General features: G+C 73.9%; 28 protein-coding genes and 1 pseudogene. 10 read left to right on the top strand and 19 right to left on the bottom strand.

All coding sequences use genetic code 11. The features are described from left to right. Positions 1-194: 194 nt before the first annotated feature. The 3 genes from AC0CYZ_RS06075 to AC0CYZ_RS06065 all read right to left on the bottom strand — a co-directional run bounded on the left by AC0CYZ_RS06075 (position 195) and on the right by AC0CYZ_RS06065 (position 2,052). A complete protein-coding gene (locus tag AC0CYZ_RS06075) occupies positions 195-611 on the bottom strand; it encodes a PRC-barrel domain-containing protein (protein WP_472213336.1) in 417 nt (138 codons plus the stop codon). A gap of 345 nt (positions 612-956) precedes the next feature. Next, a complete protein-coding gene (locus AC0CYZ_RS06070; protein WP_472213334.1) occupies positions 957-1,580 on the bottom strand; it encodes an NADPH-dependent F420 reductase in 624 nt (207 codons plus the stop codon). 49 nt (positions 1,581-1,629) lie between these two features. Then, positions 1,630-2,052 (bottom strand): SDR family NAD(P)-dependent oxidoreductase, encoded by a 423-nt coding sequence (locus AC0CYZ_RS06065; RefSeq protein WP_472213332.1) that lies wholly within the window; start codon positions 2,050-2,052, stop codon positions 1,630-1,632. Between the two features lie 137 nt (positions 2,053-2,189). On the opposite strand from AC0CYZ_RS06065, the gene AC0CYZ_RS06060 reads away from it, so the two are divergent. From AC0CYZ_RS06060 to AC0CYZ_RS06050, 3 genes are all read left to right on the top strand, one after another. Continuing rightward, positions 2,190-2,792 carry a TetR/AcrR family transcriptional regulator gene (locus AC0CYZ_RS06060; protein WP_472213330.1) on the top strand — a complete coding sequence of 201 codons (603 nt, stop codon included), beginning with the start codon at positions 2,190-2,192 and terminating at the stop codon, positions 2,790-2,792. 86 nt (positions 2,793-2,878) lie between these two features. Continuing rightward, positions 2,879-3,712, top strand: coding sequence for an SAM-dependent methyltransferase (locus AC0CYZ_RS06055; protein WP_472213328.1), 834 nt, complete (start codon positions 2,879-2,881; stop codon positions 3,710-3,712). Between the two features lie 33 nt (positions 3,713-3,745). Then, positions 3,746-4,582 carry a class I SAM-dependent methyltransferase gene (locus AC0CYZ_RS06050; protein ID WP_472213326.1) on the top strand — a complete coding sequence of 279 codons (837 nt, stop codon included), beginning with the start codon at positions 3,746-3,748 and terminating at the stop codon, positions 4,580-4,582. Between the two features lie 45 nt (positions 4,583-4,627). On the opposite strand, the gene AC0CYZ_RS06045 is transcribed toward AC0CYZ_RS06050, so the two are convergent. From AC0CYZ_RS06045 to AC0CYZ_RS06020, 6 genes are all read right to left on the bottom strand, one after another. Next, positions 4,628-6,031, bottom strand: a complete 1,404-nt coding sequence (locus AC0CYZ_RS06045) for an FAD-binding oxidoreductase (RefSeq protein WP_472213324.1) — start codon at positions 6,029-6,031, stop codon at positions 4,628-4,630. A gap of 53 nt (positions 6,032-6,084) precedes the next feature. After that, positions 6,085-9,237: an ATP-binding protein gene (locus tag AC0CYZ_RS06040; RefSeq protein WP_472213321.1), complete on the bottom strand. Its 3,153-nt coding sequence runs from the start codon at positions 9,235-9,237 to the stop codon at positions 6,085-6,087. Between the two features lie 127 nt (positions 9,238-9,364). Then, a complete protein-coding gene (locus AC0CYZ_RS06035; protein WP_472213319.1) occupies positions 9,365-9,853 on the bottom strand; it encodes a GNAT family N-acetyltransferase in 489 nt (162 codons plus the stop codon). Positions 9,854-9,888: 35 nt separating this feature from the next. Further along, entirely contained in the window at positions 9,889-10,206 is a 318-nt protein-coding gene (locus AC0CYZ_RS06030) for an AzlD domain-containing protein (protein ID WP_472213316.1), read from the bottom strand. Next, complete coding sequence (locus AC0CYZ_RS06025) at positions 10,199-10,927, bottom strand: AzlC family ABC transporter permease (protein WP_472213314.1); 729 nt, start codon at positions 10,925-10,927, stop codon at positions 10,199-10,201. The genes AC0CYZ_RS06030 and AC0CYZ_RS06025 overlap by 8 nt, the downstream gene beginning before the upstream one ends. Beyond that, complete coding sequence (locus tag AC0CYZ_RS06020) at positions 10,924-11,721, bottom strand: PIG-L deacetylase family protein (protein ID WP_472213312.1); 798 nt, start codon at positions 11,719-11,721, stop codon at positions 10,924-10,926. The genes AC0CYZ_RS06025 and AC0CYZ_RS06020 overlap by 4 nt, the downstream gene beginning before the upstream one ends. Before the next feature lie 239 nt (positions 11,722-11,960). Here AC0CYZ_RS06020 and AC0CYZ_RS06015 point away from each other — a divergent pair, with 239 nt between their 5' ends. Beyond that, on the top strand, positions 11,961-13,598 hold the full coding sequence (locus AC0CYZ_RS06015) for an amidohydrolase (RefSeq protein WP_472213311.1): 1,638 nt from the start codon (positions 11,961-11,963) through the stop codon (positions 13,596-13,598). A gap of 2 nt (positions 13,599-13,600) precedes the next feature. Here the strand turns inward: AC0CYZ_RS06015 and AC0CYZ_RS06010 are convergent, their stop codons facing one another. The 3 genes from AC0CYZ_RS06010 to AC0CYZ_RS06000 all read right to left on the bottom strand — a co-directional run bounded on the left by AC0CYZ_RS06010 (position 13,601) and on the right by AC0CYZ_RS06000 (position 16,081). Further along, the gene (locus AC0CYZ_RS06010) at positions 13,601-14,440 is read right to left on the bottom strand and encodes an endonuclease/exonuclease/phosphatase family protein (protein WP_472213309.1); all 840 of its coding nucleotides are present in this window, start codon (positions 14,438-14,440) and stop codon (positions 13,601-13,603) included. An 8-nt stretch (positions 14,441-14,448) separates the two neighbouring features. Then, a complete protein-coding gene (locus AC0CYZ_RS06005; protein ID WP_472213307.1) occupies positions 14,449-15,474 on the bottom strand; it encodes a 6-phosphofructokinase in 1,026 nt (341 codons plus the stop codon). 79 nt (positions 15,475-15,553) lie between these two features. Beyond that, positions 15,554-16,081: a MarR family winged helix-turn-helix transcriptional regulator gene (locus AC0CYZ_RS06000; RefSeq protein ID WP_472213305.1), complete on the bottom strand. Its 528-nt coding sequence runs from the start codon at positions 16,079-16,081 to the stop codon at positions 15,554-15,556. A gap of 111 nt (positions 16,082-16,192) precedes the next feature. On the opposite strand from AC0CYZ_RS06000, the gene AC0CYZ_RS05995 reads away from it, so the two are divergent. Next, positions 16,193-16,825 carry an FMN-dependent NADH-azoreductase gene (locus AC0CYZ_RS05995; RefSeq protein ID WP_472213303.1) on the top strand — a complete coding sequence of 211 codons (633 nt, stop codon included), beginning with the start codon at positions 16,193-16,195 and terminating at the stop codon, positions 16,823-16,825. A 3-nt stretch (positions 16,826-16,828) separates the two neighbouring features. Here the strand turns inward: AC0CYZ_RS05995 and AC0CYZ_RS05990 are convergent, their stop codons facing one another. From AC0CYZ_RS05990 to AC0CYZ_RS05975, 4 genes are all read right to left on the bottom strand, one after another. Beyond that, on the bottom strand, positions 16,829-18,016 hold the full coding sequence (locus tag AC0CYZ_RS05990) for an RNA polymerase sigma factor (RefSeq protein WP_472213301.1): 1,188 nt from the start codon (positions 18,014-18,016) through the stop codon (positions 16,829-16,831). Positions 18,017-18,025: 9 nt separating this feature from the next. Next, complete coding sequence (locus AC0CYZ_RS05985) at positions 18,026-18,373, bottom strand: YciI family protein (protein WP_472213299.1); 348 nt, start codon at positions 18,371-18,373, stop codon at positions 18,026-18,028. Positions 18,374-18,413: 40 nt separating this feature from the next. Beyond that, complete coding sequence (locus AC0CYZ_RS05980; RefSeq protein ID WP_472213298.1) at positions 18,414-18,839, bottom strand: DUF6069 family protein; 426 nt, start codon at positions 18,837-18,839, stop codon at positions 18,414-18,416. Between the two features lie 109 nt (positions 18,840-18,948). Continuing rightward, on the bottom strand, positions 18,949-19,569 hold the full coding sequence (locus AC0CYZ_RS05975) for a glyoxalase (RefSeq protein WP_472213296.1): 621 nt from the start codon (positions 19,567-19,569) through the stop codon (positions 18,949-18,951). A gap of 72 nt (positions 19,570-19,641) precedes the next feature. Here AC0CYZ_RS05975 and AC0CYZ_RS05970 point away from each other — a divergent pair, with 72 nt between their 5' ends. Beyond that, complete coding sequence (locus AC0CYZ_RS05970) at positions 19,642-20,508, top strand: sigma-70 family RNA polymerase sigma factor (RefSeq protein ID WP_472213294.1); 867 nt, start codon at positions 19,642-19,644, stop codon at positions 20,506-20,508. Here AC0CYZ_RS05970 and AC0CYZ_RS05965 read toward each other — a convergent pair. Both AC0CYZ_RS05965 and AC0CYZ_RS05960 read right to left on the bottom strand, forming a co-directional pair. Further along, positions 20,505-20,705, bottom strand: coding sequence for a hypothetical protein (locus tag AC0CYZ_RS05965; protein ID WP_472213292.1), 201 nt, complete (start codon positions 20,703-20,705; stop codon positions 20,505-20,507). The two genes, AC0CYZ_RS05970 and AC0CYZ_RS05965, sit on opposite strands and share 4 nt — an antisense overlap. Before the next feature lie 104 nt (positions 20,706-20,809). Further along, on the bottom strand, positions 20,810-21,502 hold the full coding sequence (locus AC0CYZ_RS05960; protein ID WP_472213290.1) for an SDR family NAD(P)-dependent oxidoreductase: 693 nt from the start codon (positions 21,500-21,502) through the stop codon (positions 20,810-20,812). A 117-nt stretch (positions 21,503-21,619) separates the two neighbouring features. Between AC0CYZ_RS05960 and AC0CYZ_RS05955 the strand changes: the two genes are divergently transcribed. Next, entirely contained in the window at positions 21,620-22,420 is an 801-nt protein-coding gene (locus tag AC0CYZ_RS05955; protein WP_472213288.1) for a class I SAM-dependent methyltransferase, read from the top strand. A gap of 36 nt (positions 22,421-22,456) precedes the next feature. Here the strand turns inward: AC0CYZ_RS05955 and AC0CYZ_RS05950 are convergent, their stop codons facing one another. Continuing rightward, positions 22,457-23,413, bottom strand: a complete 957-nt coding sequence (locus tag AC0CYZ_RS05950; RefSeq protein ID WP_472213286.1) for a LysR family transcriptional regulator — start codon at positions 23,411-23,413, stop codon at positions 22,457-22,459. Positions 23,414-23,535: 122 nt separating this feature from the next. On the opposite strand from AC0CYZ_RS05950, the gene AC0CYZ_RS05945 reads away from it, so the two are divergent. The 3 genes and pseudogenes from AC0CYZ_RS05945 to AC0CYZ_RS05935 all read left to right on the top strand — a co-directional run. Further along, positions 23,536-24,039: a flavin reductase family protein gene (locus AC0CYZ_RS05945; protein ID WP_472213284.1), complete on the top strand. Its 504-nt coding sequence runs from the start codon at positions 23,536-23,538 to the stop codon at positions 24,037-24,039. 51 nt (positions 24,040-24,090) lie between these two features. Next, positions 24,091-25,677: a 4-hydroxyphenylacetate 3-hydroxylase N-terminal domain-containing protein gene (locus AC0CYZ_RS05940; RefSeq protein WP_472213282.1), complete on the top strand. Its 1,587-nt coding sequence runs from the start codon at positions 24,091-24,093 to the stop codon at positions 25,675-25,677. 35 nt (positions 25,678-25,712) lie between these two features. Then, a pseudogene (locus AC0CYZ_RS05935) lies at positions 25,713-25,940 on the top strand (cytidyltransferase); the annotation flags it as partial.

Below are 25,940 nucleotides of genomic sequence, written 5' to 3'. Positions count from 1 at the left end.
GCCCGCCCCACCATCCCGCCGGACCCTCCTCGGCACCCGACGCCTCGTGATCCCGTCGAGGGACCGGTCATCGGGCCCGGCGACGCGGGACCGGGGCGGGCGCCCCGGCCACGCCGAGCGCGAGCACGACGATGGCGAGGCCCCCGCCGACCCGGGAGAGGGTGTTCATCGCGTGGGGGTCGGGTCGCGCGGTCTCAGCGCGAATCGCGGCCCAGCAGCCGCTGCAGGAGGCCTGGCTTGCGCTTCTCGCTGCCGGTCTCGCTCTCGGACTCCTCCGATGTCTGCCGGTCGGGATAGGTCTGCCCGTAGTGCTCGTACAGCCGGCGCTCCTGCTCGTCCGAGAGGTCGTCGCCGTCCTGGGTGCCAGGCGCGTCGCGGACCGTGTCGCCGCTGACGGAGACCTGCAGGCCCTGGCCGTCCTCGGCGCGGCGGGCGTCCCGCATCGGCACGTACGTGCGTGTCGCGGAGTCCGCCTCGCTCACGACGACGACCCAGGCGGGTGGGCCGTCGTCGGTCTCGACGAAGAACTCCTCGATGCTGCCGATGACGTTCCCGTCCTCGTCGTAGAGAGGCGCACCCCGGTACTCGACCCATTCCATCGCCTGTGTCATGCCGCTCCCCTTGTGATCGTTCCGCCGGGTGATCGTTCCGCCGGCCGTGCGCTCGGCGGCTGGGGCGAAGCGGCAACGCATCCCGAGGACGTCGCCTCGGGAGTCACCGTCGCCACGGTGGCGTCGATCGATCCGGGACCGGACGTCCCGCCGACGGCGTGCTGCCGATCGTCCTTCTTCGCCTCGGCCACGACCCTCGCAGCCGGCGGGCGCGGCGGCGTCGGTCCGATAGGCCAGGAACGCGGCCCACTCCTCGTGCCGCAAGGGCGACACCCGGATCACGGCGATCGACCGCCACCGGGAGCTCCAGGGGTCGTCGGAGGCGGGCGAGCGGGGTCGGACCGCTCAGCCGGTGAATTCGTCCGCCCCGAGGGCGAAGTCCCAGTGGCCCACCCCATTGCCGGCGAGTCCCACCGTGACCACGCCCATCCCCTCCAGCCAGTGCGCCATCGCCAGGCCGCCGACGTCCAGCGGGCGCAGCCCGATGCTCTCGACGAACGCCGCCACGCTCGCCTTGGCCTGCGCGCCGTCGCCGGCGAGGAACACGTCGGGTCGGCCGTTCTCCAGGACCCCGCGGAAGATCGTGTTGAAGGCCTTCACCACACCGGTTCCGGCCGGGGCCACCTTCGCGACCTCCTGCGCGATCGAGGTCTGCTCGCTGTGGGCCAGCCCGTCGAACGCGGCGTTGAACGGGTTGCTGATGTCGACGACGACCTTGCCCGCGAGGGCGTCGCCGTACTCGACGACGACCGGGACGACGCCGTCGTACAACAGCGCCGTGATGACGATGTCCCCGGCCGGGACGGCACCCCACTTCCCCGCCGACGCGGTGCCGCCGAGAGCCTCGGCCAGGTCGTCGGCCTTGGACTGGTCGCGGCCCAGGATCTCGACGGTGTTGCCGCCGGCCACTGCCAAGGTGCCGAGGGTCCGGGCCATGTTGCCCGTACCGATGATGGTGATGTCACCCATGAGGAGCGCTCCCTGTTCTCGAGGTGTCGGATGCACGCGGGTGCGTGGGTCAGATGGCGGTGGTGCCGCCGTCGGCGACCAGTTCCAGGCCGTTGACGTAGGCGGAGTCGTCGGAGGCCAGGAACAGCGCGACGGTGGCGATCTCCTCGGGGCGGCCCATCGTTCCCCGGGGGATCAGGGACTCGAATGCGGCCATGGTGGCCTCGTCGAACAGTTCCGCCTGTTTCGCGGTCGAGACCTGGCCGGGGGTCAGGACGTTGACCCGGATCCGCCGGTCGCGCAGTTCGTTGAGCCAGACGCGGGCCCAGGCCTGGTGGACGGCCTTGCTCCCGGCGTAGAGGCTCCAGCCGGGAAAGGCACCGAGTGACGCGTTCGATCCGGTCATGAGGATCGAGCCGCCGTCGTTGATCAGCGGCAGCGCCTTCTGCGATCCGCCGGTGATCACCGCGACCTTGCCGTCGAGCTTTCCCACGAGCACTCCTCCTGCCGCCGCTCACACACTGCGACCGGGCCAACTATGTACACCGGAGTGTGTGCGTAACGTAGGGCAGGCCGGAGCGGAGCGCAAGCTAGGTACACCGATCCGTACCGAACGGCTATGCTCGAGGCGTGCCGGAGTTGGAGAAGGGGCCCCTGGGCCGCCGCCGTGGCCGGGGCGCGCGCGAGCGCATCCTCAGCGCGTCACAGCAGCTCTTCCGCGAGCAGGGCATCAACCGGACCGGCATGGACCAGCTCTGTGCCGTGGCCCAGGTGTCGAAGCGCACGGCCTACCAGCACTTCGCCACCAAGGACGAACTCGTCGCCGAGTACCTGCGCCGATTCGATCCCGAGGTCATGCCCGGGGTGTTCGACCGCACCGACCTCACGGCCCGCGAACGACTCGTCGCCGCCTTCGACATGCCCGCGTCCACGCCCTTGTGCCCCTACATCGCGGCGGCGGTCGAACTCCACGACCCCGACCACCCCGCGTCCCGGTACGCGCGCGACTACAAGGCCGCCATCGCCGCGCGGTTCACCGAGATCGCCCGCGAGGCCGGCGCCGGAGACCCCGAGCAACTCGGCGAACAACTGGCGCTCCTGCTCGACGGCGCCTCGGCCCGCACCCGGGTCCTCAACAGCGAATCCTTCCCCACCGCCGCCGCCATCGCCGCCGTCCTCATCGACAACGCGATCCCCGCGCCGACTCCGGGGAATCCCGGCGCCGACCGGTGACCTCGTCCCGCGGCAGGACCCGCGGGCGCTAGTAGTGTGACCGCGAGTCACCGCAGCCGATCCCGACGTGAGGAACCCACCCCCCGATGCCCGCCTCACACACCGGCGCCGACCGCGCCCCCGCCAGCGTCGACAAGTCGAAGGCGAGCATCGCCCGGGTCTACGACTACGCGCTGGGCGGCAAGGACAACTACGAGGTCGATCGCCAGACCATCGAGCAGGTCCGGAAGGTCTCCCCGGAGGTCGAGCTGCTCGCCGTCGACAACCGGGCGTTCCTGGTCCGGGCCCTCCGGTTCCTGGCCACCCAGACCGAGGTCTCCCAGTTCCTCGACTGCGGCTCCGGGCTGCCGACGTCGGACAACACCCACCAGGTCGTGCAGCGGCTGCGGCGCGAGGCCCGCGTGGCGTACATCGACAACGACCCGTCCGTCGTCGCGCACGGTCGCGCCCTGCTCGAGGACAACGAGCAGACGATGTTCGTGCCCGCCGACATCTTCGAGCCGCGCAAGGTCCTCGACGACCCGGCGATCCGCGAGTTCCTGGACTTCGACCAGCCGATCGTGCTGATCCAGAACGGCACGCTGCACCACTATCTCGACCCGGACCGGTCGCCCCAGAGCGTCATGCAGGAATACGTCGAGGCCCTGCCCCGGGGCTCCTTCGTCGTCGTGGCGCACTTCTTCGACCCCGAGGACGACGACAGCGAGCTCGCCCGGCGCATGGAGGACGTGTTCGTGCACAGTCCGATGGGCAGCGGTGTCTTCCGGACGAGGACGGAGATCGAGGGGCTGTTCCCCGGCCTGGAGATGGTGGACCCGGGTGTCGCCGTGTGCGCCACGTGGTGGCCGGACGGGCCGCTGCTCAAGCCGCTCGCGCCCGCGCAGCGCTGCATCGCCGGCGGCGTCGGCCGCAAGCCGTGAGCGAGGCCGCCGAGCGGCGGTAACGTCCGCCCGGTGACCGAACCGGCGCCCACGCTCGACGAGCTGCTGGTCGGCGTCGAGGGCCTGGCCCTGCTCCGGACGCTCTACTCCGGCGCCGCCGAGGACCGGCTGGCGCGCCTGGCCGAGACGCGGGCGCTCCTCGCCGGCCCTCCCGCGACCGAGCGGATCGGCGACGAGCTCGACCTGACCGAGGGCTACACCCGGTGGGCGGTCACCTACGACCGCCCGCTGCGGTTGTTCGGCATCGAGGAACCACCGGTGCGTCGCGTGCTCGACGCGCTCCCGCCCGGGCAGGTCCTCGACGCGGCCTGCGGCACCGGCCGGTGGGCGTCCTACCTCGCCGCGCGGGGCCACGTCGTCACCGGCGTCGACCGGTCCCCCGCCATGCTCGACCTGGCCCGCGCCAAGCTCCCCGACGCCCGCTTCCTGGACGGCGAGCTGACCCACCTGCCCCTCGACGACGCCTCCGTCGACGCGGCGGTCTGCGCCCTCGCGCTCGTGCACGTCGCCGACCTGGCCGCGGCGGTCGGCGAGCTCGCCCGCGTCGTCCGCCCCGGCGGCCGCGTCGTGGTCAGCGACGTGCACCCGTTCCTGGTGGAGCTGGGCTGGCAGGCACAGTTCCCGACCGACGACGGACGCGCCTGGATGCGCCTCCACGCGCACCTGCCCTCCGACTACGTCGCGGCGGCGCTGGGCGCGGGCCTCGCCGTCCGCCGCTACGAGGAACCGCGCCTGACCGCCGACGCGGTCGTCACACCCGCGGCCGAACGCATCCCGGACGCGAACCGCGCCGCCTACGTGGGCCTGCCCGGCGTCCTCGTCTGGGAGTTCGAGCGGGTCCGCGGATGACGGCCCCGGTGGGCACCGGTCCCACCGGGGGCGACCCGTCCGGCGTCAGTCCCGGAGCGGCGGGATGTTCTGGTTGACCGAGAACGTGTTCTCCGGGTCGTACCGGCCCTTGATCCGGGCCAGGCGCTCGTAGTTGTCGCCGTAGGAGGCGGCGATCCGGTCCTGGCCCTCCGCCATCATGAAGTTGACGTAGCCGCCGCCGACCGCGGTGGGGTGCAGCGCCTCCCAGTAGGCCCGGGCCCAGCGGGCGAGGACGTCCGCGTTGGCGGGGTCGGGGTCGACGCCGACGATGACCCCGGCCCATCCGCCCTCGCGGTAGGGGAACGCGGTGGCGTCGGCGGGGACGCGGGCCGCGGCACCGTCGATCGGGTAGAGGTGCATCGTCGAGTGCCCCGTCGGCAGCTGGTTGCCGTACTCCACGTGGACGTCGATGGCGGCGTCGGTGATCTCGCGGAAGAAGTCGGTGCGCCAGTACCACTGCAGGCCGGCCGGGTAGAGCGGGTCGAACGCGCTCTGCAGGGCCGTGAACGGCATGGGCATCAGCCCGACGACCAGTGGCGATCCGAAGTTCCTGATCGGCTCGAGGACCTCCTCGGCCCGGTCGTGCGGCCCGGTGTAGCACCAGACGATGCCGCAGGCCTTGCGACCCCACAGCTCCTCGGGGAACGGCGGCGCCGGGGGGATGGTCAGCAGCCCGAGCCACCCGCTGAGCTCCTCGGGCAGGGCGGGCACCAGCGACCGGTACCACCGCATCACCTCGGGGGTGTTGGCGATGTCGTAGAGCACCGGGCCGCCGATGACCATGCCCTGCTCGCCGATGTCGTGGCAGCGGTAGGTGAAGGAGGTGACGATGCCGAAGTTCCCCCCACCGCCGCGCAGCGCCCAGAACAGGTCGGGGTGTGAGGTCTCGCTCGCGGAGACGAAGCTCCCGTCGGCGAGGACCACGTCGGCGGAGAGCAGGTTGTCGACCGTGAGCCCGAAGCGTCGGGAGAGGTAGCCGATGCCGCCGCCGAGGGTCAGGCCGGCCACCCCGGTGGAGGCCAGGAAGCCCGAGGGCGTGGCCATGCCGAACGCCACGGTCGCGTGGTCGACATCGCCCCAGGTGCAGCCGGCGTCGGCGCGCACGGTGTGCGCCTCGGGGTCGACGGTGGTGCTGCGCAGCTGGGAGAGGTCGACGACGAGGGCGTCGTCCCACACGCCGAACCCCGCCGCGTGGTGGCCGCCGCCGCGGACGGCGAGCCGGACGTCGTGCTCGCGGGCGAAGCGGACGGCGGTGATCACGTCGGCCACGTCGCGGCAGCGGGCGATCGCGGCGGGCCGCTTGTCGATCATGCCGTTGTAGACGGCCCGGGCCTCGTCGTAGCCCGCCGTGTCGGGTGTGATCAGGTCGCCCCGCAGGGCGGCGTCGAGGTCGGTGTAGGGAGCGCCGGAGATGACGGTGGTGGTCATGTGCAGTTCCTTCGCGTCGGGAGTCGGGCCGCGTCACGCGGCTGCCGCCGACGTTAGGAACGGGGCGTTCGCCCAGCGTTCGCGTCACGACCGCCCACCCCGGCCGGCTCGGGAACGCCGGGCACGGCCGACGCGGGCCCGCCCAGATCCGCCTCGCAGCGTCGGAGGAGGGCCACGCTCTGCTGCCGGGTCGCCAGCGCCGCGGCCTCGTGCAGCCGCACGGTCCGCTGCGCCTCGTCGTCGTGGGCGGCTCGCAGACGCAGGACCTCGGGCAACCACCACAGGTCGTCGCGGGCTCGACCGTCGACGATCGCGGCGTCCAGCCGGGCTCGCGCCTCGTCCTGCCGGCCCGTCGCCGTGCACAGGTCCGCCACCAGCGACTGCCAGTACGGCATCCGGACCCGCGCGCCCTCCGCCTCGAGGTTCGCCACGCCGCGCCGGGCGAGCTCGAGCCCGGCCGCGTCGCCCCGCGACCACCCCTCGAGCACCAGCGCCCAGTCGCGGTAGTACGCGAACCGGTAGCGGTCGCACAGCTCCCGCAGTTCCGCGACCGCCGCCGACAGCTCGTCCGTCGCCCCCCGCAGCTGGTGGACGACGGCGGTGTACCCCAGGGCCACCACGAGGTTGTAGGGGCCGCCCGCCGTCCGGGCGACCGCCACCGCCGCGCGGCCCTCGGCCTCCGCCCGTGCCTCGTCGCCCAGGAGCCAGTGGGCGTGCGTCGCGGACGCCCGGCCGTGCACGTCGGGCCGGGTGCCCACGCTGAGTCGGTGGTCGCCGCCGTGCTCGACGACGTGGTCGAGGTGCACCACCGCCTCGGTCGGACGACCGAGGACGACGGCGGACGTCCCGACCGCGAAGTGGGCCGCGGCGACGTGCTCGGAGCCCGGCGTCACCATCGTCAGGGCGCGGGAGGCGGTGCGGTACGACGCGGCGACCTCGCCCTGCACGAACAGCGAGCTCCACAGCCCGACCAGGCCGGTGAGCAGCGACTCCCGCCGTCCCAGGTCCTCGGCGAGGCTGATCGTGCGGTCGTGGATCTGCCGCAGGCGCGGCGAGGCGTACCCGTCGCGGGCGTTGAGCGGGGCCGCGAGGGCCTCGAGACCGGCGAGCTCCTCCCGCGCCCGGACCCGGCCGTCGGGCAGCCGGCGCACGATCGCCAGCGCCTCGTCGTGCAGGAGGATGGCCTCGCTGGGCGCGAACATCGCGGCGGCCAGGTCGGCCGCCCGGCGGTAGTACCGCACGGCACGCTCCGGACGGCCGCCGCGGGCGTACTGCTCGGCGAGCTGGGCGGCCACGCCGTCGGTGTCCTCGGCGTGCAGCAGTTCCAGGCCCTGGGCGACGCGGCGGTGGAGCAGCCACCGTGCCGGCGGGCTGACCAGCGCGTACGCGCTGTCGCGGACGAGATCGTGGGAGAAGTCGTACCCGTCGCCCTCCTCGGTGAGGAGGCGGCGGCGCCACAGCTCGTCCACCGCGCGGACCACCGTGTCGGCGTCGAGGTCGCTGGCCTCGGTCACCAGGTCCAGGGTGAAGTCCCGGCCGATGGCGGCCGCGAGCGCAGCGACGTCGCGGGCCTCCGGGCTCACCTGCGCGAGCCGCTCGGCCAGCACCGTCGCGAGGTCACCGACGGACGTCGTGGCGCCGCCCTCGAGGGCGCTGCGGGCCGCCTCCACGACGTAGAGCGGGAAGCCGCCCGTGCTCACCCGGACGAGCTCCGCCTCCGCGGCGCTCAGGTCGCGGCCCGAGACCGCCGCGGCGAGCCGGGCACAGCCCTCGCCGTCGAGGGGGCCCAGCGTCAGCTCGCCCAGGAGGCCCGTCGCGTGCATCCGGCGCGTCCAGTCGACGACCTCGGGGCGGTGGTCGGTGTCCCCGGTCCGCGCCGTCGCCACCACCATCAGTCGGGCGTCCGGTTGCAGGCCCAGGCAGAAGGAGACGAACGCCAGGGTCTCGGCGTCGCACCAGTGCAGGTTGTCCAGCACGAGCAGGACCGGTCGCCCGGTCCCGACGAGGGCGCGGGCCAGGCCCTCGAAGAACCGGTGGCGCTGCCATGCCTGGTCGATGCTCCCGGCGCCCGGGCGGGCGGCCGCCGCCGCCCGGCCCGCCGGTACCAGCCGTTCGACCTCGACCCGCCAGACCGGGTCGAGCTCGTCGCGGTCCGCGAGGACGGCCGGCGAGCGCAGCCACTCGGCGACCGGGGCGAGCGCCAGGTGCCCGGCGCTCGCGAAGCACTGCGCGCGCGCGACGGTGGCGCCCTCGAGGCGGGCGGACTCCGCGAGCTCGGTGACGAGCCGTGTCTTGCCGACCCCGGGGTCGCCCCGCACCACGACCAGCGCGGGCCGGCCGGCCGCGGCCGTGCGCCAGCGCCCGCGCAGCGCCTCCAGCTCCCGGGCGCGCCCGACGAGCGTCGTCGCGGCGCCGCCGGAGCGCGCGCCGGGCGACGGTCCCGGGACCGCGGGCGGTGGCCCGTCCGACGGGTCGGCGCGCGCGACCAGCCGGTCGAGGGCACGGCGCGTCGCGGGGTCCGGGGCGACGCCGAGCTCGCGCTCCAGCGTGGCGACACAGTGGTGGTAGGTGTGCACGGCGCCGGCCCGGTCGCCGAGCTCACCCTGCAGCTCGATCAGCCGGCGGTACCCGGTCTCGTCGAGCGGGCACATCCGCACCCGGCGTCGGGCGACCTCGATCGCGCCGGACAGCTCGCCGGCGCGCTCCAGCGCGTCGCACGCCAGCTCGCACATCGCCACGCACCGGGTCTCGAGCTCGGCCCGGGCGTCGAGCAGCCAGTCGTCGTAGCCGCCGGGCAGGAAATCGCCGCGGTAGGCGGTGAGCGCCGCGGTGGCGTGCTCGAGGGCCTCGTCGTGGTTCCCCGCGCGGGCCGCGGCCGCGGCGGCATCCGCCGCGACGGTGAACTCGCGCACGTCGACGGCGCAGGTGGGGGTGTCGTACCAGCACAGCTCCCGGCTGGTGGCGCTGAGGGCGGGCTCGTGGGCCAGGGCGCCCCGCAGGTGGTGCAGCTCGCGCCGGAGGTTCGTCAGCGCCTGGTCGTCGGTGGAGTCGGGCCAGAAGAGGGTGGCGATCCGTCCGCGGTGCTGCGGGACCCCGGCGTGCAGGACCAGGTAGCCGAGGAGGGCGAGCGTGCGCGGCGAGAGGGCCAGGGGCGCCCCGATCGCGTCGCTGAGCACCTGCTCGCCGAGGAGACGGATCTGGAACATGGCTGGTCCGACCTTGTCCGGCGACCCTGGTCCGGACCGCCGGTCCCAGACTGCGCCGCCCGACCCGTCCGGTGCATCCGCCACCTCCCCGATGCGGGCTGCTCCGTGCGCCACCGCACGTTCACCCTCACGCGGCCGCCGGCAGCACCGGCGCCGCCAGCTCGGTGACGAAGTGGATCTCGGCGCCGTCGGACCGGCCCCTGGCCTCGGGGGCGAGGGCCCGCTGCAGGCGCAGCACCGGGACGTTCTCGGCGGACACGTCCGCGACGACGGTGACGATGCCGGTCTCCCGTCCCCGGGCGAGGACGGCCTGCACGAGGCGGGCACCGATCCCCCGGTGCTGCCAGCGGTCGACGACCTCGACGGCGAGCTCGGCCCGGTCCGGGCCCTCCCGGACGAGTCGGGCGATGCCGACCGCGCCGCCTCCGGCGAAGGCCGCGACGGCGAGGTGGCGCCGGCCGTCGACGGCGGTGAGAGCCCGGCGCACGGTCGGCGTGAGCTCGGGCACGGGGCCCAGGTAGCGCATGAGGCGGCTGGTCGGGGAGAGGCCGGCGAACACGGCGTCCAGGACGTCGTCCTCACCCGGGCCGAGCTCGCGCAGGGTGATCTCGTGCATGGGACGTGCTCCGGTCGGTGGGTGGAGAGGGGTGGTCAGAGGGCCGCCACGGCCGCGGTGGCGAGCCACCAGAGGCCGAGGCCGCCGAACAGCGCGACCGGCAGGCGGCCGGTGCGTCGCCAGAGGAGCCAGCAGGCCAGCGCGGCCACCAGGGCCGGGACGGTCTCGGACACCGAGACCTGGCCGCGGGGGGCGACGAGGACGGGGACGGTGATCGCGGCGAGGACGGCGGGTCCCAGGTGGGGCAGGACCCGCGCGAGCCGCTTGGGCGGACCGGACACGACGAGCAGGAACGAGGCCCGCAGGAGGTACGTGCCCAGCCCGACGACGACGAGGACGGCGAGCTCACGCATGGCCGGCTCCCGGGATCGCGGCGACGAGCACCCCGACGACGACGCCGGCCGCGGCCCCGCAGAGCAGACCGAGGCCCAGTGGCAGGCCGGAGGCGAGCAGCGCCGCGACACCACCGGCCGCCGCCGCCGCCCGGGCCGCCCGGTCGGTCAGCATCGGGAGCAGCAGCACGAGGAACGTCAGCGGGGCCGCGAGCTCGAGGTGCAGCGTCGCGGGCAGGACGCCTCCCAGCAGCACCCCCGCCCCGGTGATGGCCAGCCACCCGGTCCACAGGGTGAGTCCCGCCCCGAGGTAGTAGCGCCACCGGCCGACCGGGTCACCGTCGTCGTCGGGGCCGGTGAAGCGACCCATGACCAACGCGTAGACGGGGTCGACGAGCAGGTAGGCGGCGAGCCAGCGCCACCGGGTGCGCCACCCCCGCACGTGCGGCGCCACCGAGGCGCTGTAGAGCAGGAAGCGCGCGTTGACGAGCAGCGCGGCGGCGACGACGACGGCGGCGGGGGCGCCGCCCGCGAGCAGTTGGACCGCGACGAGCTGTGCCGCGCCGCCGAACATCAACGGCGAGCTGGACCAGGCCAGGGCCGCGGAGACACCGGTGTGCGCCAGCGCGGCCCCGAGCGCCGTCCCGAACGGGACGTAGGCGAGGACCACGGCCGCCGCGTCCCGGCTGCCGCGGCCGACCGTCGAGGACCCGGCGCGGGGCCGGGGCACGGTGACGCTCACGCCGCCACCCGCCAGGTGCCGACGCGCCGCTCGTCGCGCCCGACGTCGTCGGCGGAGACGAAGGCCTCGGTCGACCACCACGCGCGCACCCGCGCCTCGCCGACGGCGGCGAACAGCCCCGTGGTCTGGCTGGCCTGCGCGCGCAGGGCGACCAGCTTGCGGTCGAGCAGCCCGTCGTCGAGGTCGAAGCGTGCGGCCAGCGCGGACGACGGCGTCGTCAGCGGGAGCCCGTCGGCCAGGAAGATGTCGAAGGCGTCCCGCCAGGGCGACCACCGCCGGACGAAGTCCTCGGTCGTGGTGGCGTAGAGGAGCCGGGCACGGGGCGCGCTGAGACCGCGCGCCGCGGTGGCCCAGGCGGACACGGTCTGGTGGTCCTCGTGCCCGGTGACGCCGTCCGGCCCGAACGTGATGATCGTGTCCGGGGCGACCGCCTCGACGATCTCGCAGAGCTGCGCGACCCGGGTCGGGAAGGACTCCGCGGCGCAGGTGCCGTCGGTGACGCCGAGCAGGTGGTGCTCGGTCACGCCGACGGCCGCGAGCGACGCCCGGAGCTCGAGGCGGCGCACGGCGGCGAGGCGCCGCGGCGGCCACCGGGCCGGGTCGTCGGTGCCCTGCTCGCCGAGGGTCGCGGTCACGCAGACGACGCGATGGCCGGCGTCACGGGCGCCGGCCATCGCGCCGGCGGCGAGGAAGGCCTCGTCGTCGGGGTGGGCCCAGACACCCAGCACCGTGCCGAGGTCGGCGGGATCGGTGAGGGTCCTCCGGGTCGTGGACACGGGGTCGGTGGTCGCCATGGATGCCTCCGGTGCGTTCCGGGGCGTGCCCGGTGGCACGCCGCACACCGGAGAGTGGTCACGCAGCGTTCCCACGCCGTTCGAGGAGGACGGCGTCAGCCGGTCGGTTCGCACGAACGGTCGTGTCAGCACGAACGCTGCGTGGCGGGGTGGTGTGGAGGGCCGAGCACCGGTGATCCTGGATCGCGGCGTCACCGCACACGGGGCGCGGGCCGACACGGACCGGACGGAGGCGTCGCGTGGTGGCAGGCAACGGGCCGGAGCCCGCCCCGATCACGATCTTCCGTGCCGCCCGGCTCGCCACCCTCGCCGCTCCCGGCGACCGGACGGGACCCGAGGCCCAGGCGATGGCCACCGCCGGGGAGTACGTCGTCGACGTCGGCGACCTCGCCGATCTCCGGGACCGTTTCCCGACGGCGGCGGTCGTCGACCTGGGTGGGGCCCTGGTGGTGCCGGGGCTGAACGACGCCCACTGCCACCCGTCGGTGACCGCCGCGGGCCGCCTGCACGTCGACGTGTCACCGGGTGCGGTCGACGACGCCGCCGACGTCTCCCGGGTGCTGGCCGAGCGCGCCCGGGCGACGCCGCCGGGGACCTGGGTCGTGGGCGCCGGGTACGTCCCGCCCCGCGACGGGCGCCGGATCGACCGGGCGGTCCTCGACACGGTCTCGACCGTGCACCCCGTGGCGGTCGTGCTCACCCACCTGCACACCGCGATCGCGAACACCCCGGGGTTGGAGCGGGCCGGGGTCGGCGAGGACACCGACGACCCGGTCGGCGGCCGGCTCGGGCGCGACGCCGCCGGCCGGCTCGACGGCTGGCTGTACGAGCTGGCGTTCCTCGACCGCTACTTCGCCGCACCGCCCTGGATCGAGGAGCCGGGCACCGAGGCGGCCCTGGGTGCGCTGGCCGCCGAGAACCAGCGCCTGCACTCGCTCGGGCTGACCTCGTACTGCGACGCGATCGTCAGCCCGTCGTCCTGGCGGCTCTACCAGCTCGCGCGGGCCCGCGACGAGCTCACGGCCCGGGTCGGGACGCTGCTGTGGTCGCCGTACGCCGGCCTCGCGCGCGAGCTCGGCGTCACCGCCGGGGTCGGTGACCAGCGCCTGCGCCACGTCGGGATCAAGATGATGTACGACGGGGCCCTCTCCGGCGGCACCTGCTTCTGCACGCTGCCCTACGCCGCGGCCGGCGGCGAGGAGCACGGCATGCGGCTCGCCGACCCGGACGCCTTCCGCGAGCTCGTCCGCGACGTCCACACCGCGGGCGGGCGGGTCTGCGTGCACGCCAACGGCGACGCCGCCATCGCGGCCGTGCTCGACGCGATCGAGTCCGCCCAGGCCGCGACGCCGAGCCCGACCGCGGTCCGCCACCGCGTCGAGCACTGCTCGATGACCGACCCCGACACGGTCCGTCGGCTCGCGGCCGCCCGGGTCGTGGCCGTGCCGTTCGGCCAGTTCGTCCACCACCACGGCGACCGACTGATCGAGATCTACGGACGCGAGCGGGCCGCCCGCCTGCTCGCCCACCGCTCCATGCTCGACGCGGGCGTCACCGTCGCCGGCTCGTCGGACCACCCCGCCGGCCCCCTGAGCCCGCTGCTGGCCCTGCAGTCGCTGACCACCCGCACCACCGCATCGGGTCAGGTGCTCGGCGCCGACGAACGACTCACCGCCCGGCAGGCCCTCGGCGTCTACACCGTCGGGTCCGCCCACGCGACCGGCGAGGCCGCCCTGAAGGGCCGGCTCGTGCCCGGTCTACTGGCGGACTTCACCGTCCTCGACCGGGACGTCCTCACCGTCGACCCGGCGACGATCGCGGACACCGCGGTGCTGTCCACCTGGGTCGGGGCGCGGTGCGTCTGGCCGACGCCGTGACCCTACGGACGCAGGGTCCCGATCAGCGGCCGGTGGTCCGACGACGGGGTCCACGGCGCGGCGGCAGGTGCGACCACCGCGAGACCCCGGACGAACACGTGGTCGATCTCGTCGACGGGCGCGGCGTCCGGGTCGTCGGGATCGTTCGGGGACGTGCGCAGCCGCTCCCCCGGGTCGACCTCGGCGAAGCCGTCCCGGAGCGGGGCTAGGGCGCCGGGGTCACCCGCCTGGCTCACGTTGAGGTCACCGAGGACGACGGTGGGTCCCGGCTCCCGGAGGGCCCGGCCGGCGAGGTCCCGGATCTGGGCCCCCTGGACCCCGGCCAGTCCGACGTGGGTGTTGTACACCGTGATCGGGCCGCCCGTCGGCGCGCGGACCGTCAGCCGCTGGTCGCCGCGCTGCTCGTCGCGGTGATCCGGCGGGTACAGCTCGGTCGACACGGCGGTCACCGGCAGCAGCGTCAGCACGGCGAGCCCGTACTGCACCACGCCACCGTCGTGACAGGGGCGGCGCAGTGCGGCGTTGACCGGGTCGGCGTCCTCGACCGGGGTCGGCCGGATCGGCCCGGGCACCGCGACGTAGGGCAGGCCGTACTCGGTGCGCAGCAGGTCGGCGAGGGCGACCGCCTCCCCCGCGCAGATCTCCTGCAACCCGACGACGGCCGGGCGCCACGCGGCGATCGTCCCGGCCCAGTCCGGCGGGTCGAACCGGGCGGTCAGCACGTTCCACGTCATGACCCGCAGGTCGGCGCTCGCCCCCGGTCCCGACGGCGAGGGCGCGCAGCCGGAGCACACGGCCAGGAGAGTGACCACGGCCAGCGTCAGGACCCGCACGGCAGCCACGGGACCCCTCAGCCGAAGAAGACCGCGGCCTCCGCGTACAGGGCCGGGTCGACGAGCTTGAGCTCCCGGGTCGCCTCCCCGAGGGGCACCATGACGATGTCGGTGCCGCGCAGCGCGGTCATCTGACCCCATCCGCCCGCGGCGACCGCGTCGACGGCGTGCAGCCCGAAGCGGGTGGCGAGCCACCGGTCGCGCGCGGTGGGGGTGCCCCCGCGCTGCACGTGCCCGAGCACCGTGGTCCGGGCCTCCTTGCCGGTGCGCGCCTCGATCTCGCGACCCAGCCAGTCGCCGACGCCACCGAGCCGGGCGTGCCCGAAGGCGTCCTTCACCCCGGACAGCAGCACCTCGTCGCCGTCCTGTGGCATCGCGCCCTCGGAGACGACGATGATCGGGGCGTACTCCAGCCGGAACCGGCTCTCCACCCAGCTGCACACCTGCTCGATGTCGAAGCGGACCTCGGGGATGAGGATCGCGTTGGCGCCGCCCGCCATCCCGGCGTGCAGCGCGATCCAGCCCGCGTGCCGGCCCATCACCTCCACGATCAGCGTGCGGTGGTGGGACTCGGCGGTGGTGTGCAGCCGGTCGATGGCCTCGGTCGCGATCTCGACCGCGGTGTCGAAGCCGAAGGTGTAGTCGGTGCCCGAGAGGTCGTTGTCGATCGTCTTGGGCACCCCGACGACGTTGACGCCGAGCTCGTGGAGCCGGTTCGCGACGCCGAGGGTGTCCTCGCCGCCGATCGCCACGAGGGCGTCGACGCCGAGCTCGGTCAGGTTCGCCTGGATGCGGGCCACGCCGTCCTCGATCGCGAACGGGTTGGTCCGCGACGACCCGAGGATCGTGCCGCCGCGCGGGAGCAGCCCGCGCACGGCCGAGACGTCGAGCGGCTTGCTCAGCCCCTCGAGCGGGCCGCGCCACCCGTCGAGGAATCCGACGAACTCGTACCCGTACTCCGGGATCCCCCGCCGCACGATCGCGCGGATCACCGCGTTCAACCCCGGGCAGTCACCCCCGCCGGTCAAGATGCCCACCCGCATGCCCGCTCCCTCGCCGTCGTCGCAAGCACCATCGTCCCGGGGGCCCCGCAGAGCGCCGGACCCGGGCACCCGGAGGCGGTCAGCCCCGAGGAGTACCGCGCGACGGCGCGGGCTCTGGCAGGGTCGCCGCGATCTCGGGGTCGGTCACGGCGACGATCGCCCGCGCCGCGGCCCCCAGATCCTCGAGCTGCTCGGGGGTCAGGGCGTCGATCACCAGCCGGCGGGCCTCGCGCACGTGGCCCGGGGCGCTCTGCTCGAGCTTCTCCCGACCGGCCGGGGTGAGGCGCGCCTCGGTCCGCCGGCCCGCGCCCCCGCACGCCCGCCGCTCCACCCAGCCCGCGGCCTCCAGACGCGACACCGCGTGCGACAACCGGGAGAGCGACCCCCGGGTGTGGACCGCGAGCTCGCTCATCACGCGCATCCCGCCCTCGGTCTCGGCGAGCTCGACCAGCACGTGGTACTCGAACAGGTTGAGCCCCGCCTCCCTGCGCAGCTGCGCGTCGAGGCTCGCCGGCAGCGTCATCACCAGGCCCATGACCGCGACCCACTCCTGCAGCTGCTCGGGCGAGAGCCACCGCACCTGCTGGACCTCCGGGTCGTCCGCCACCACCGCATCCTACCGTCGACTTGAATATTCAAATCGGCGCGCGTACGGTCCAACTTGCAGCTTCAAGTTCAGAGCGACCGACGTCCACCCGCGTTCCACCAGGAGAACCCCGTGACCCTGCTCCGCATCGACGCCAGCATCCAGGGCCCCCGCTCGGCCAGCAGCGCCCTCGCCGACCTCGTCGTCGCCGAGTTCAGCGCCGCCCGGCCGGAGGAGACGGTCGTCGCCCGCCACCTCGGCCAGAAGCCCCTGCCCTCCGAGGCCTGGGCCCTGGCCATCGCGGGGTCCTTCACCCCGGAGGACGAGCGCACCCCCGAGCAGCGGGAGGCGCTGGAGCTGGCCACGACCCTCGCCGCGGAACTGCGCGACGCCGACGCCGCCGTCCTGGCGCTCCCGCTCTACAACTTCGGCGTCTCCCAGCACGTCAAGGTCTGGGTCGACCTCGTGCTCGCCGGCGCGGGACCGGGCGCCCGCCTGCTCGAGGGCACCCCGGTCGTGCTCCTGACCACCCGAGGTGGCGCCTACGGTCCGGGCACCCCGCGCGAGGGCTGGGACCACAGCACCGCCTACCTGCAGCGCATCCTCGCCGACGTCTGGGGCGCCGACCTCACGGTCATCGAGCGCGAGTTCACGCTCGTCGGCGTCAACCCCGCCCTCGACGAGTTCACCGCGCTCGCCGACCAGATGAAGCAGGCCGCCGAGGACGCCGCGACCCAGGCGGGCAAGACCCTCGGGGCGCGGTGACGCTCATGACGTGAGCCGGTCGCGGCGTCCCTGCAGGAACGCGCGCTCGGCGTCGTTGCCGGTCAGCGTGATGGCCTCGTCGTAGGCGGCACGGGCCTCGGCGGGACGGTCCAACCGGGCCAGCAGGTCCGCGCGGGTGGCGGGCAGCAGGTGGTAGCCCGGGATGTCGAGCTCCTCGACGGCGGCCAGCGCGGCCTCGGGCCCGTGCACCTCGGCCACCGCCACGGCCCGGTTGAGCGCGACGATCGGCGTCGGGGTCTGCACCAGGAGCTGGTCGTAGAGGGCCAGCACCTGGCGCCAGTCGGTGGCCGGGCCGTCGGTGTGCACCGCGTTGATGGCGGCCTGGATCTGGTACGGGCCGGGACGGTTGCGGCGCAGGCAACGGCGGACGAGCTCGTGCCCCTCGGCGATCAGGTCGCGGTCCCACAGGGTGCGGTCCTGCTCGGCGAGCGTCACCAGCTCGCCGGCGGGGCCCACGCGGGCCGGGCGGCGGGCCTCGGTGAGCAGCAGCAGCGCGAGCAGGCCGAGGACCTCGGGCTCGTCGGGCATGAGGTCGGCGAGTGCCCGCGTCAGCCGCACCGCCTCCGCGGACAGGTCGGTGCGCAGCAGCGGCCCCGTCGTCGCGGTGTAACCCTCGTTGAAGATCAGGTACAGCACGGTCAGCACCGGCGGCAGCCGATCGGGGAGCTCCGCCTCGCCGGGCACCCGGTACGGGATGCCGGCGTCCCGGATCTTCTTCTTGGCCCGCACGATCCGCTGCGAGATCGTCGCCTCGGGGGCGACGTAGGCGCGGGCGATCTCCGGGACCTCGAGCCCGCCGAGCAGGCGGAGGGTGAGCGCGGTCTGCGCGAGTGGCGAGAGCGCCGGGTGGCAGCAGGTGAAGATCAGCCGCAGCTGGTCGTCGCGCACCGGTCCCACCTCCTCGTCCGGCTCGTCGGGGTCGTGCAACAACAGGGACTGCGCGTGGCGGGCCTCGCGGGTGGACTCACGGCGGATGCGGTCGATCGCCCGGTTGCGGGCGGTGGTGACGATCCAGGCGCCGGAGTTGGGCGGGAGCACCTCCCAGCGCTCCATCGCCACCGCGAACGCGTCCTGCACGGCCTCCTCGGCGAGCCCGATGTCGCCGAGGAGGCGTGTCAGGGTGGCGACGCAGCGGCCGTACTCGGCCCGGTAGACGCTCGTCAGGTCCATGGGTCCCGGTCAGGCGAGCCCGTCGAAGGGACGGACCTCGATCGGTGCCTCGCAGGCCTCCGCGCACTTCTCGGCCCAGGCCAGCGCGGCGTCCAGGTCGTCGACGTCGATGACCCAGAACCCGGCGAGCTGCTCCTTCGTCTCGATGAACGGCCCGTCGGTCATGGTGGTCGTCCCGTTCTCGACGCGGACCACGGTTGCGCTGTCGTAGGGCAGCAGGCCCCCGGCGAAGACCCAGACCCCCTGCGCCTTCATCTCGTCGTTGACCGCGCCGACCCGCCCGAACGACCGCTCCATCTCGGCGTCGGTGGGCGCGGGCCCGCTCTGGTCGTGCTCGACACTCATCAGGTAGTGCATGACGTGCTCCTCTCGGTCCGGTGTGCCGGGTGGGTGGTCGTCACGCCAGCCGGCGGGCGACGGCGGGGATCACGATGGCAGCGGCGACGACGTGGGTCACGATCAGGAGCACCCTCGTGCTCACGGCGGCGTCGACGAGCAGGTCGGGGACGAAGGACAGCGCGGTCAGCGCAACGGTGCTGCGGATCCACGCGGTGCGCGGGTGGCGGGCGAAGCGCCGCAGCGCGGTGGCGATGACCAGCCCGACCACCGAGAAGATCAGCGTCAGGACCGCGAACCCGGACGTGGGGATCGGCGCGCCGCCGACCGCCGTGCTCAGACCGACGGCCTGGCCCGCGGCGGCGACGGCCGCGGTGGCCGCGGCCGCCGCGACGGCCGCGATCGAGCCGGTCAGGAGCAGCGAGCCGAGGCCGGGGACGGCCGGGGCGGCGGTGGTCGGGGCGTGGGTGGCGGTGGTGGTGGACATGAGGACCTCCGGGTGGGTGCGGGACCGGCTCGTGCCGGTCTCTCACCCACACCACGAACGGGCTCGACGCCGTTCGACACCGCCGCGGAAAAAAGTTTCGCCGGCCGGATCAGGCGGTGGCCGCGACCGTCGAGGGCTCCCAGGCGAAGCCGTCCGGGTCGGTGAACGACCCGAGGTCGCTGACGAGCGCGATCCGGTGCGACCCGCTGCCCTCGACGGGGACGCCCGCGTCCTTCGCGAGGGCGCGCCGGCCGTAGAGAGCGAGCTTCACCGACGAGGCCGGCGCGTCGAACTCGACGTACTTGCTCCCGAAGCTGCGCTTCACGGTCAGGCCGTGCTCGACGTAGAACCGCTTGCTCGCCTTGACGTCCTCGACACCGAGGAGGAGCACGACGTCGTCGATCCGCGTCCGGTCGGCGCCGACCTCCTTCTTCGACGAGGTGGCCACCTTCCAGAGCGCCCCGTCGGGGGCCTGCACGACGCCGCCGTAACCCCAGAAGCTCTTCGTGACCGGCGTGCGGACGGTGGCGCCGGCCGCCTGCGCCGCGCCGACCAGGGCGTCGACCGTGGAGGGCTGCGGCACGAGCAGGGACAGGGTGAAGCCGCGGAAGCCGCTGGTGGGGGCCGTCGACGCCCGGAGGGCCACGGGCGTGGCCACGTCGAGGGCGGCGTAGAACTCCTGCGCGGTGGCGAGGTCGGAGGTCTCGAGGGTGATGGATCGGATGGACATCGGGTCTCCTGTCACGGTCGGGTCGTGCGGTCCGTCGAGGGGGTGACGGACGAGCCGAGGAGGTTGTGACCGATGGGCGAGGATCTGGCCGATCGTTTCGAGGCCGAGCGACCACGATTGCGGCGCCTGGCGCGCCAGATGCTGGGCGACGGTCACGCGGCCGACGACGCGGTGCAGGAGGCCTGGCTCCGGCTCGACCGCACGGTGAGCCGGGCCGACGACGCGGACGGCGAGGCGGTCGACAACGTCCCCGGCTGGTTGACCACCGTCGTGTCGCGCATCTGTCTCGACGTCCTGCGCAGCCGCACCTCGCGGCGTGAGGACGACTGGCCGGACGGGACCGACGTGGTCGACAGCGCGCCCACCCCGGCCGAGGAGGTCGAGCTCGCCGACGCGGTCGGGCAGGCCATGCGGGTCCTGCTCGACACCCTCGCCCCCGCCGAACGGGTGGCCTACGTGCTGCGCGACGTGTTCGGCGTGCCGTTCGACCAGATCGCGCCGATCCTCGGCCGCTCCGCGGTCGCCACCCGCCAGCTCGCCAGCCGCGCCCGGCGCCGGCTCCAGACCCCCGAACCGCGGGGCGACCTCGTGCCGGGCGACACGGTCGTGGTCGACGCGTTCATGGCGGCCTCGCGCGACAACGAGTTCGCGGCGCTGCTCGAGCTGCTCGACCCCGACGCCGAGGTACGCGCCGACGACGCGGCGCTCGCGATGGGCGGCGACGCCGGCCGGGTGACGGGGGCCCGCGCGGTGGCCGAGTTCTTCGCCGGCCGTGCCCGCGCCGCCCTCCCGGCCGCGCTCGACGGGGCCGCGGCCGCCGTGTGGCAGTACCGGGGCGAGGTCAAGGTCGTCTTCGCCTTCACCGTCGTCGAGGGCCGGGTCCGCGAGATCGAGCTGCTCGCCGACCCCGACGTGCTCTCGCGGGTGGCGCGCCGTTAGGCCGCCCGGACGAGCTCGGGGTGGGCTTCGCGGGCCGTCGTGTGCTCCGCGACGCGCTCGGCGGTCGTCGCGGCGAGCCCGAGGGCCCGGTCGTAGGTCTCGCCGACGCAGGCGTCGAGGGCCCGCATGACGACGCACGCGGGTCCCCAGAGCGGCATCGTGGCGTAGTGGAGCACCCTGTCGATCAGATCGTCCATGGTGTCCGTCCTCCGCGTCCGGGCGGCACAGCCGGTGTGCCGTCCCCCCGGAGATGCCCACCGGCCCCCGGCGCCGCGCGTGGCGTGGACCACACGCGGCCCGTTCACCAGGGCACGGGCGCTCCGTCGCGGGTGAAGGTGCCGGTCGGACCGTCGGGCGGGAGGTCGACGGCGTACAGGACGCTCGCCGCGCCCTCGGCCAGGGGTCGCCCGCCGACGCCACCCATGTCCGTGGCGACCCAGCCGGGACAGACCGCGTTGACGAGGACGCCGCGAGGGCGCAGATCGGCGGCGAGCTTGACGGTGAGCATGTCCAGGGCCGCCTTGGACACCGAGTAGGCGGGCACGCCCGCGCCGCCCGCCGTCTCCCCGAACGAGCCGGCACCGCTGGAGAGGTTCACGACGCGGGCCCCCGGGCGCAGCAACGGGCCGCACGCGACCACCATCCGCCAGGCGCCGAGCACGTTGACCTGCAACGCCTCCTCGGCCACGGCCAGATCGGCCGTCGCCGCGCGCTGCCCGGTGTCGTAGTGGATCCCCGCGTTGTTCACGAGCACGTCGAGACCACCGTGCCCGGCGCGCAGCCAGTCGGCCAGGGCCGCCACCGAGGCGGCATCCGCGACGTCGAGCGGCCGCACGACGACCCCGTCGAGCCCCTGCGCGGCCCGCCGGCCGCGTTCGACGTCGCGGGAGCCGAGGACGACGGTCCAGCCCCGCGTCGCGAGCCGGCGCACCACCTCGAGACCGATCCCCCGGTTCGCGCCGGTCACCACCGCGACCGTGTCCTGCTCGGCCACGACTCCCCTCCGTCCTGGGATCGGCTCGGCGACCGCGTCGGCGAACGTACTGCGCAGCGGGAGGCAGGGACGGGACGAGGCTTGTCGCCGGCCGTCCGCCGTGCCACAACTGTGCCGGTGACCGAGGCCGCGGACAGCCGGTGGGTGGACTCGATGCCCGATGTCTACGACCGGTACCTCGGGGACGCCGTCTTCCGCCCGTTCGCCCGGGACCTGGCGCGGCGGGCGGCGCGCCTCCGGCCGGCACGGGTGCTGGAGATCGCCGCCGGCACCGGGATCGTGACCGCCGAGCTCGTCGCCGCGGCGCCGAGCGCGGAGGTGACGGCGACCGACCTCAACCCGGCAATGGTCGCGACGGGGGCCCGGCGGGTGCCGCAGGCGCGGTGGGAGCCGGCCGACGCGTCGGACCTCCCCTTCTCCGACGACTCGTTCGACCTCGTCGTGTGCCAGTTCGGGGTGATGTTCCTCCCGGACAAGCCCCGGGCCTACCGCGAGCTCGCCCGGGTCCTGGCGCCGGGCGGGAGCCTGCTGGTGAACACCTGGGACCGGATCGGGACCCACGGGTTCGACCGGGCCGTGGTCGAGGCCCTCGGACGGGTGTTCCCCGGTGACGTGCCCCCGTTCCTGACGAAGGTCCCCCACGGCTACGCCGACCCGGACGTCGTGTGCGGGCACCTACGCGAGGCCGGGTACGTGGTGGACCTGGTCGAGACCGTGACGCTGGAGGGGCACGCGGTCTCGGCGGCGGACGTCGCCACCGGCTTCTGCACGGGGACGCCGCTGCGGGGCGAGCTCCTGGCTCGGGGCGACCTCGACGCGACGACGCGGCTGATGCGCACCGAGATGACCGCGCTGCTCGGCCACGGGCCGGTCTCGGCCCGCATGAGCGCGCTCGTCGTGCTGGCCCACCCCGTCTGAGCCGGCGTCGGGGCCTGACGGGCCCATCCGCCGCCGTCACACGTCACGCCCGGCGGCGTCGGACCCGAGCCCCACGGGCGTCAACGCCGCCGCCGCAGCGGCGACGCGCCGGCGGAGCCACCGGTGCCCGGGATCGTTGGTGTGCCGGGGGTTCCAGTACATCGACTCGTTGATGTCGGGGACCGGGACCGGCGGATCCACGAGGACCACGCCGTCGACCCTCGTCAGCCGGGCCGAGCGCTCGAGGACCAGGCTCACCATCGCCGTGCCCCGGACCAGCACCGGGACCAGCAGGAAGCTCTCGATGATCAGCTCGACGCGCCGTTCCAGGCCGAGATCGGCCAGGTGCTGGTCGGCCAGGTTCAGCCGCATGTCCTGGCCGATCGAGTAGACGATGTGCGGCAGCTGCTCGAAGAGCGCCAGGTCGAGGCCGTCGCGGACGGCCGCGACGTTCACGTCCGCGTCGAGGGCGCAGCGCCATCGGTCACGGAACAGCGGCGCGGACGGCAACCGCGTCCCGCCCATGATCTCCGCCGGCTCGATCGCGAGATCGGCGCGGTCCTCACGCAGGAGGGTGTGCACGTCCTCGGAGCGGGGGCGAACGTTGATGGTCACGTTCGGCGCCTCGGCCGACAGGGTCCGGAGCATCGGGGCGATCAGCGTGGCCGTCGCGTAGTCGGACGCGCTCACCGAGAAGGTGCGGGTCGCGGTGGCCGCGACGAACTGCTCCGAGGACGCCATCACTGCGGTGGCCTGACGGAGGATCTCCCGGACCGGGCCGGCGAGGGCCTCGGCCCGGGCCGTCGGGATCAGGGTCCGGCCGTTGCGGACCAGCAGTGGGTCGTCGAAGAGCTTGCGCAGTCGCGCCAGCGAGCCGCTCATCGCCGACTGGCTGAGGTTCAGCCGGCGCCCGGCCGCCGTGACGCTCCTGGTCGCGAGCAGCGCGTCGAGGTCGACGAGCAGGTTCAGGTCGACAGCGCGGAGATCGTGCACGGCCGTCTCCCATCGGCGAGACCGATGGTTCTCATCGGTGACATCTGTTGGACCGTAGTCCCGGACGCCCCTAATGTCACTGAACACATCCAACCGACAATTCACGCGGTATCGGAGGAGCAATGGAGCACAGTGCACCCACGCTCGGCCCGGCCGAGTTCCGCAGGGCCGTCGGCCATTTCGCCAGTGGCGTCACCGTCGTGACCGCCGAACGCGACGGAGAACAGTTCGGCGCGACGATCAGCGCCGTCTCGTCCCTGTGCGCGGAACCGCCGATGGTGCTGGCCTGCCTCAATCAGCGCCTCGGTACCCACGCGGCGATCCGGGCCGGCGGACATTTCACGATCAACATCCTCGGCGAGGGCAAGGGCGCTCTCGCGCTGAACTTCGCCACCGCCGGGGCCGACAAGTTCCGTGACGTCGACTGGACGCCGACGCCCTACGGCGCTCGCCTCGAGGAGGCCATCGCCCACATGGCGTGCCGGGTGGTGGACGAGGTGGAAGGCGGCACGCACCGAATCTTCGTCGCGGAGGTCCTGGAGGCCGTCACCAGCCCCGCCCCGGCCCCGCTCTCCTATTTCCGCGGCCGGTTCGGCCGGTTCGTGCCCTACGACGAGGCGTCCTGAACCCTCTCTCTCTCTCTCGACATTCCCCACCGACAGCGACAGGAGCAGATCATGAGGACCGGCGCGGAGTACCTGGAGTCCCTGCGGGACGCCCGACAGGTGTACGTCGGCGGCGAATTCATCGCCGACGTCACCACGCACCCGAAGACGGCCGGCTACGCGCGGGCCATCGCGGAGTACTACGACATGCACCACGACCCGCAGCACCAGGACGTGCTGACCTTCGTGGACGACGACGGCGAGCGCAGGAGCATGCACTGGTTCCTGCCCCGCTCCAAGGAGGACGCCGTCCGGCGTCGCGCGTTCCACGAGTTCTGGTTCCGCCACTTCAAGGGCGGCATCTTCACCCGGCCGCCGGCCGGCATGCACGTGGTCATGTACGCGCAGGTCGACGACCCCCAGCCGTGGGAGGACAACGCGCGGCCCGCCGACGGGCGTCGGATCCCGTTCGCCCAGAACATCCGCGACCAGTGGAAGCGGGTCACCACCGACGACATCGCGCTGTCCCCGATGTTCGTCGACGTGCAGTTCGACCGGGGCCGCGAGGACGCCCTGGCCGAGACCCCGATGCTCAGCGTGGTCTCCCAGGACGATGGCGGCATCGTGGTGCGGGGGTGGAAGGCGATCGGCACCTCGATCGCCTTCGTCAACGAACTGCTGATCGGCAACCTGTGGCGGCCGGGGCAGACCGCGGACCAGACGGTCTACGCCCTCGTGCCGGTGAGCTCGGAGGGCCTCTCGCTCGTCTGCCGGCAGTCCAACGCGACCCCCGACGCCGACCCGTACGACCGTCCGCTGTCGACGATCGGCGACGAGCTCGACGGCATGGCCTACTTCGACGACGTGTTCATCCCCTGGGAGCGCGTCCAGCACGTCGGGAATCCCGACCACGCCAAGTGGTACCCGCAGCGGCAGTTCGACTGGGTGCACATCGAGACCCAGATCCGGCACACCGTGCACGCCGAGCTGATCGTCGGGCTCGCCCTGCTGCTGACCAGCGCCCTCGGGACGAACGCCAGCCCGATCGTCGCCTCCCAGCTCGCCGACATCGTGCGGTTCCGCGAGACCTGCAAGGCCTTCACGATCGCCGCCGAGGACACCGGCTTCCTGACCGCGGGCGGGCTGTACAAGCCGAACAACATCTACGTCGACCTCGGCCGGGCCCACTACCTGGAGAAGATCCACGACGTCATCAACCAGCTGATCGACTTCTGCGGACGGGGGGTCGTGATGGCCCCGACGAAGGCGGACTTCGACCATCCGTACCTGGGTCCGAAGCTCGAGGAGGCCCTGCGCGGCTCGGCCATCAGCGCCCGCGACCGCGTGAGCATCTTCCGGCAGATCAGCGAGCGGTACCTGACCCAGTGGGGCGCCCGGCACGAGATGTTCGAGAAGTTCAACGGGACACCGCTCTACCTCGTCCGGCTGCTGACCATGCAGCGCACCGAGTACCAGGTCGACGGGCCACTGACCGATCTCGCACGCGAGGTGCTCGGTTTCGGTGACACCGAGGAGCTCGCGGAGCGCGCCGCCGCGGCCGAGAAGTCCTCGCACTACGCGTCGGTCAAGTACCAGCCGGAGTACGCGCGCGAGCAGGACGTCCGGGACGGCTACTACAAGCAGCCCTCACCGGTCTGACCGGCGGACACCGGCACACCGGGATCGAGGACGACATGACCGCGACGCTGCCTGAGACCGTGCGGGCCCGGATCGCGATGGACCCGGCCGACGTCGGCGCCGGACCGGCCGCGGTCGCCATCGGGATGTTCGACGGTGTGCACCGGGGGCACCGGCGACTGATCGCCGAGTGCCGGCGCCACGCCGTTCGGGGCGGGCTTGCGTGCGGGGTGGTCACGTTCGCCGACCACCCCGCCACCCTGCTCGCCCCCGAGCGCGCCCCG

The sequence above is a fragment of the Actinomycetospora sp. genome (assembly GCF_055612215.1).
This window is presented reverse-complemented; position numbering and strand designations above follow the sequence as displayed.

Excerpts from the sequence above, each read along its gene's own strand:
- AC0CYZ_RS06075 (WP_472213336.1), bottom strand. The coding sequence starts at position 611 with ATGACACAGGCGATGGAATGGGTCGAGTACCGGGGTGCGCCTCTCTAC.
- AC0CYZ_RS06070 (WP_472213334.1), bottom strand. The coding sequence starts at position 1,580 with ATGGGTGACATCACCATCATCGGTACGGGCAACATGGCCCGGACCCTC.
- AC0CYZ_RS06055 (WP_472213328.1), top strand. The coding sequence starts at position 2,879 with ATGCCCGCCTCACACACCGGCGCCGACCGCGCCCCCGCCAGCGTCGAC.
- AC0CYZ_RS06045 (WP_472213324.1), bottom strand. The coding sequence starts at position 6,031 with ATGACCACCACCGTCATCTCCGGCGCTCCCTACACCGACCTCGACGCC.
- AC0CYZ_RS06040 (WP_472213321.1), bottom strand. The coding sequence starts at position 9,237 with ATGTTCCAGATCCGTCTCCTCGGCGAGCAGGTGCTCAGCGACGCGATC.
- AC0CYZ_RS06035 (WP_472213319.1), bottom strand. The coding sequence starts at position 9,853 with ATGCACGAGATCACCCTGCGCGAGCTCGGCCCGGGTGAGGACGACGTC.
- AC0CYZ_RS06030 (WP_472213316.1), bottom strand. The coding sequence starts at position 10,206 with ATGCGTGAGCTCGCCGTCCTCGTCGTCGTCGGGCTGGGCACGTACCTC.
- AC0CYZ_RS06020 (WP_472213312.1), bottom strand. The coding sequence starts at position 11,721 with ATGGCGACCACCGACCCCGTGTCCACGACCCGGAGGACCCTCACCGAT.
- AC0CYZ_RS06005 (WP_472213307.1), bottom strand. The coding sequence starts at position 15,474 with ATGCGGGTGGGCATCTTGACCGGCGGGGGTGACTGCCCGGGGTTGAAC.
- AC0CYZ_RS05990 (WP_472213301.1), bottom strand. The coding sequence starts at position 18,016 with ATGGACCTGACGAGCGTCTACCGGGCCGAGTACGGCCGCTGCGTCGCC.
- AC0CYZ_RS05985 (WP_472213299.1), bottom strand. The coding sequence starts at position 18,373 with ATGCACTACCTGATGAGTGTCGAGCACGACCAGAGCGGGCCCGCGCCC.
- AC0CYZ_RS05980 (WP_472213298.1), bottom strand. The coding sequence starts at position 18,839 with ATGTCCACCACCACCGCCACCCACGCCCCGACCACCGCCGCCCCGGCC.
- AC0CYZ_RS05975 (WP_472213296.1), bottom strand. The coding sequence starts at position 19,569 with ATGTCCATCCGATCCATCACCCTCGAGACCTCCGACCTCGCCACCGCG.
- AC0CYZ_RS05970 (WP_472213294.1), top strand. The coding sequence starts at position 19,642 with ATGGGCGAGGATCTGGCCGATCGTTTCGAGGCCGAGCGACCACGATTG.
- AC0CYZ_RS05965 (WP_472213292.1), bottom strand. The coding sequence starts at position 20,705 with ATGGACGATCTGATCGACAGGGTGCTCCACTACGCCACGATGCCGCTC.
- AC0CYZ_RS05945 (WP_472213284.1), top strand. The coding sequence starts at position 23,536 with ATGGAGCACAGTGCACCCACGCTCGGCCCGGCCGAGTTCCGCAGGGCC.
- AC0CYZ_RS05940 (WP_472213282.1), top strand. The coding sequence starts at position 24,091 with ATGAGGACCGGCGCGGAGTACCTGGAGTCCCTGCGGGACGCCCGACAG.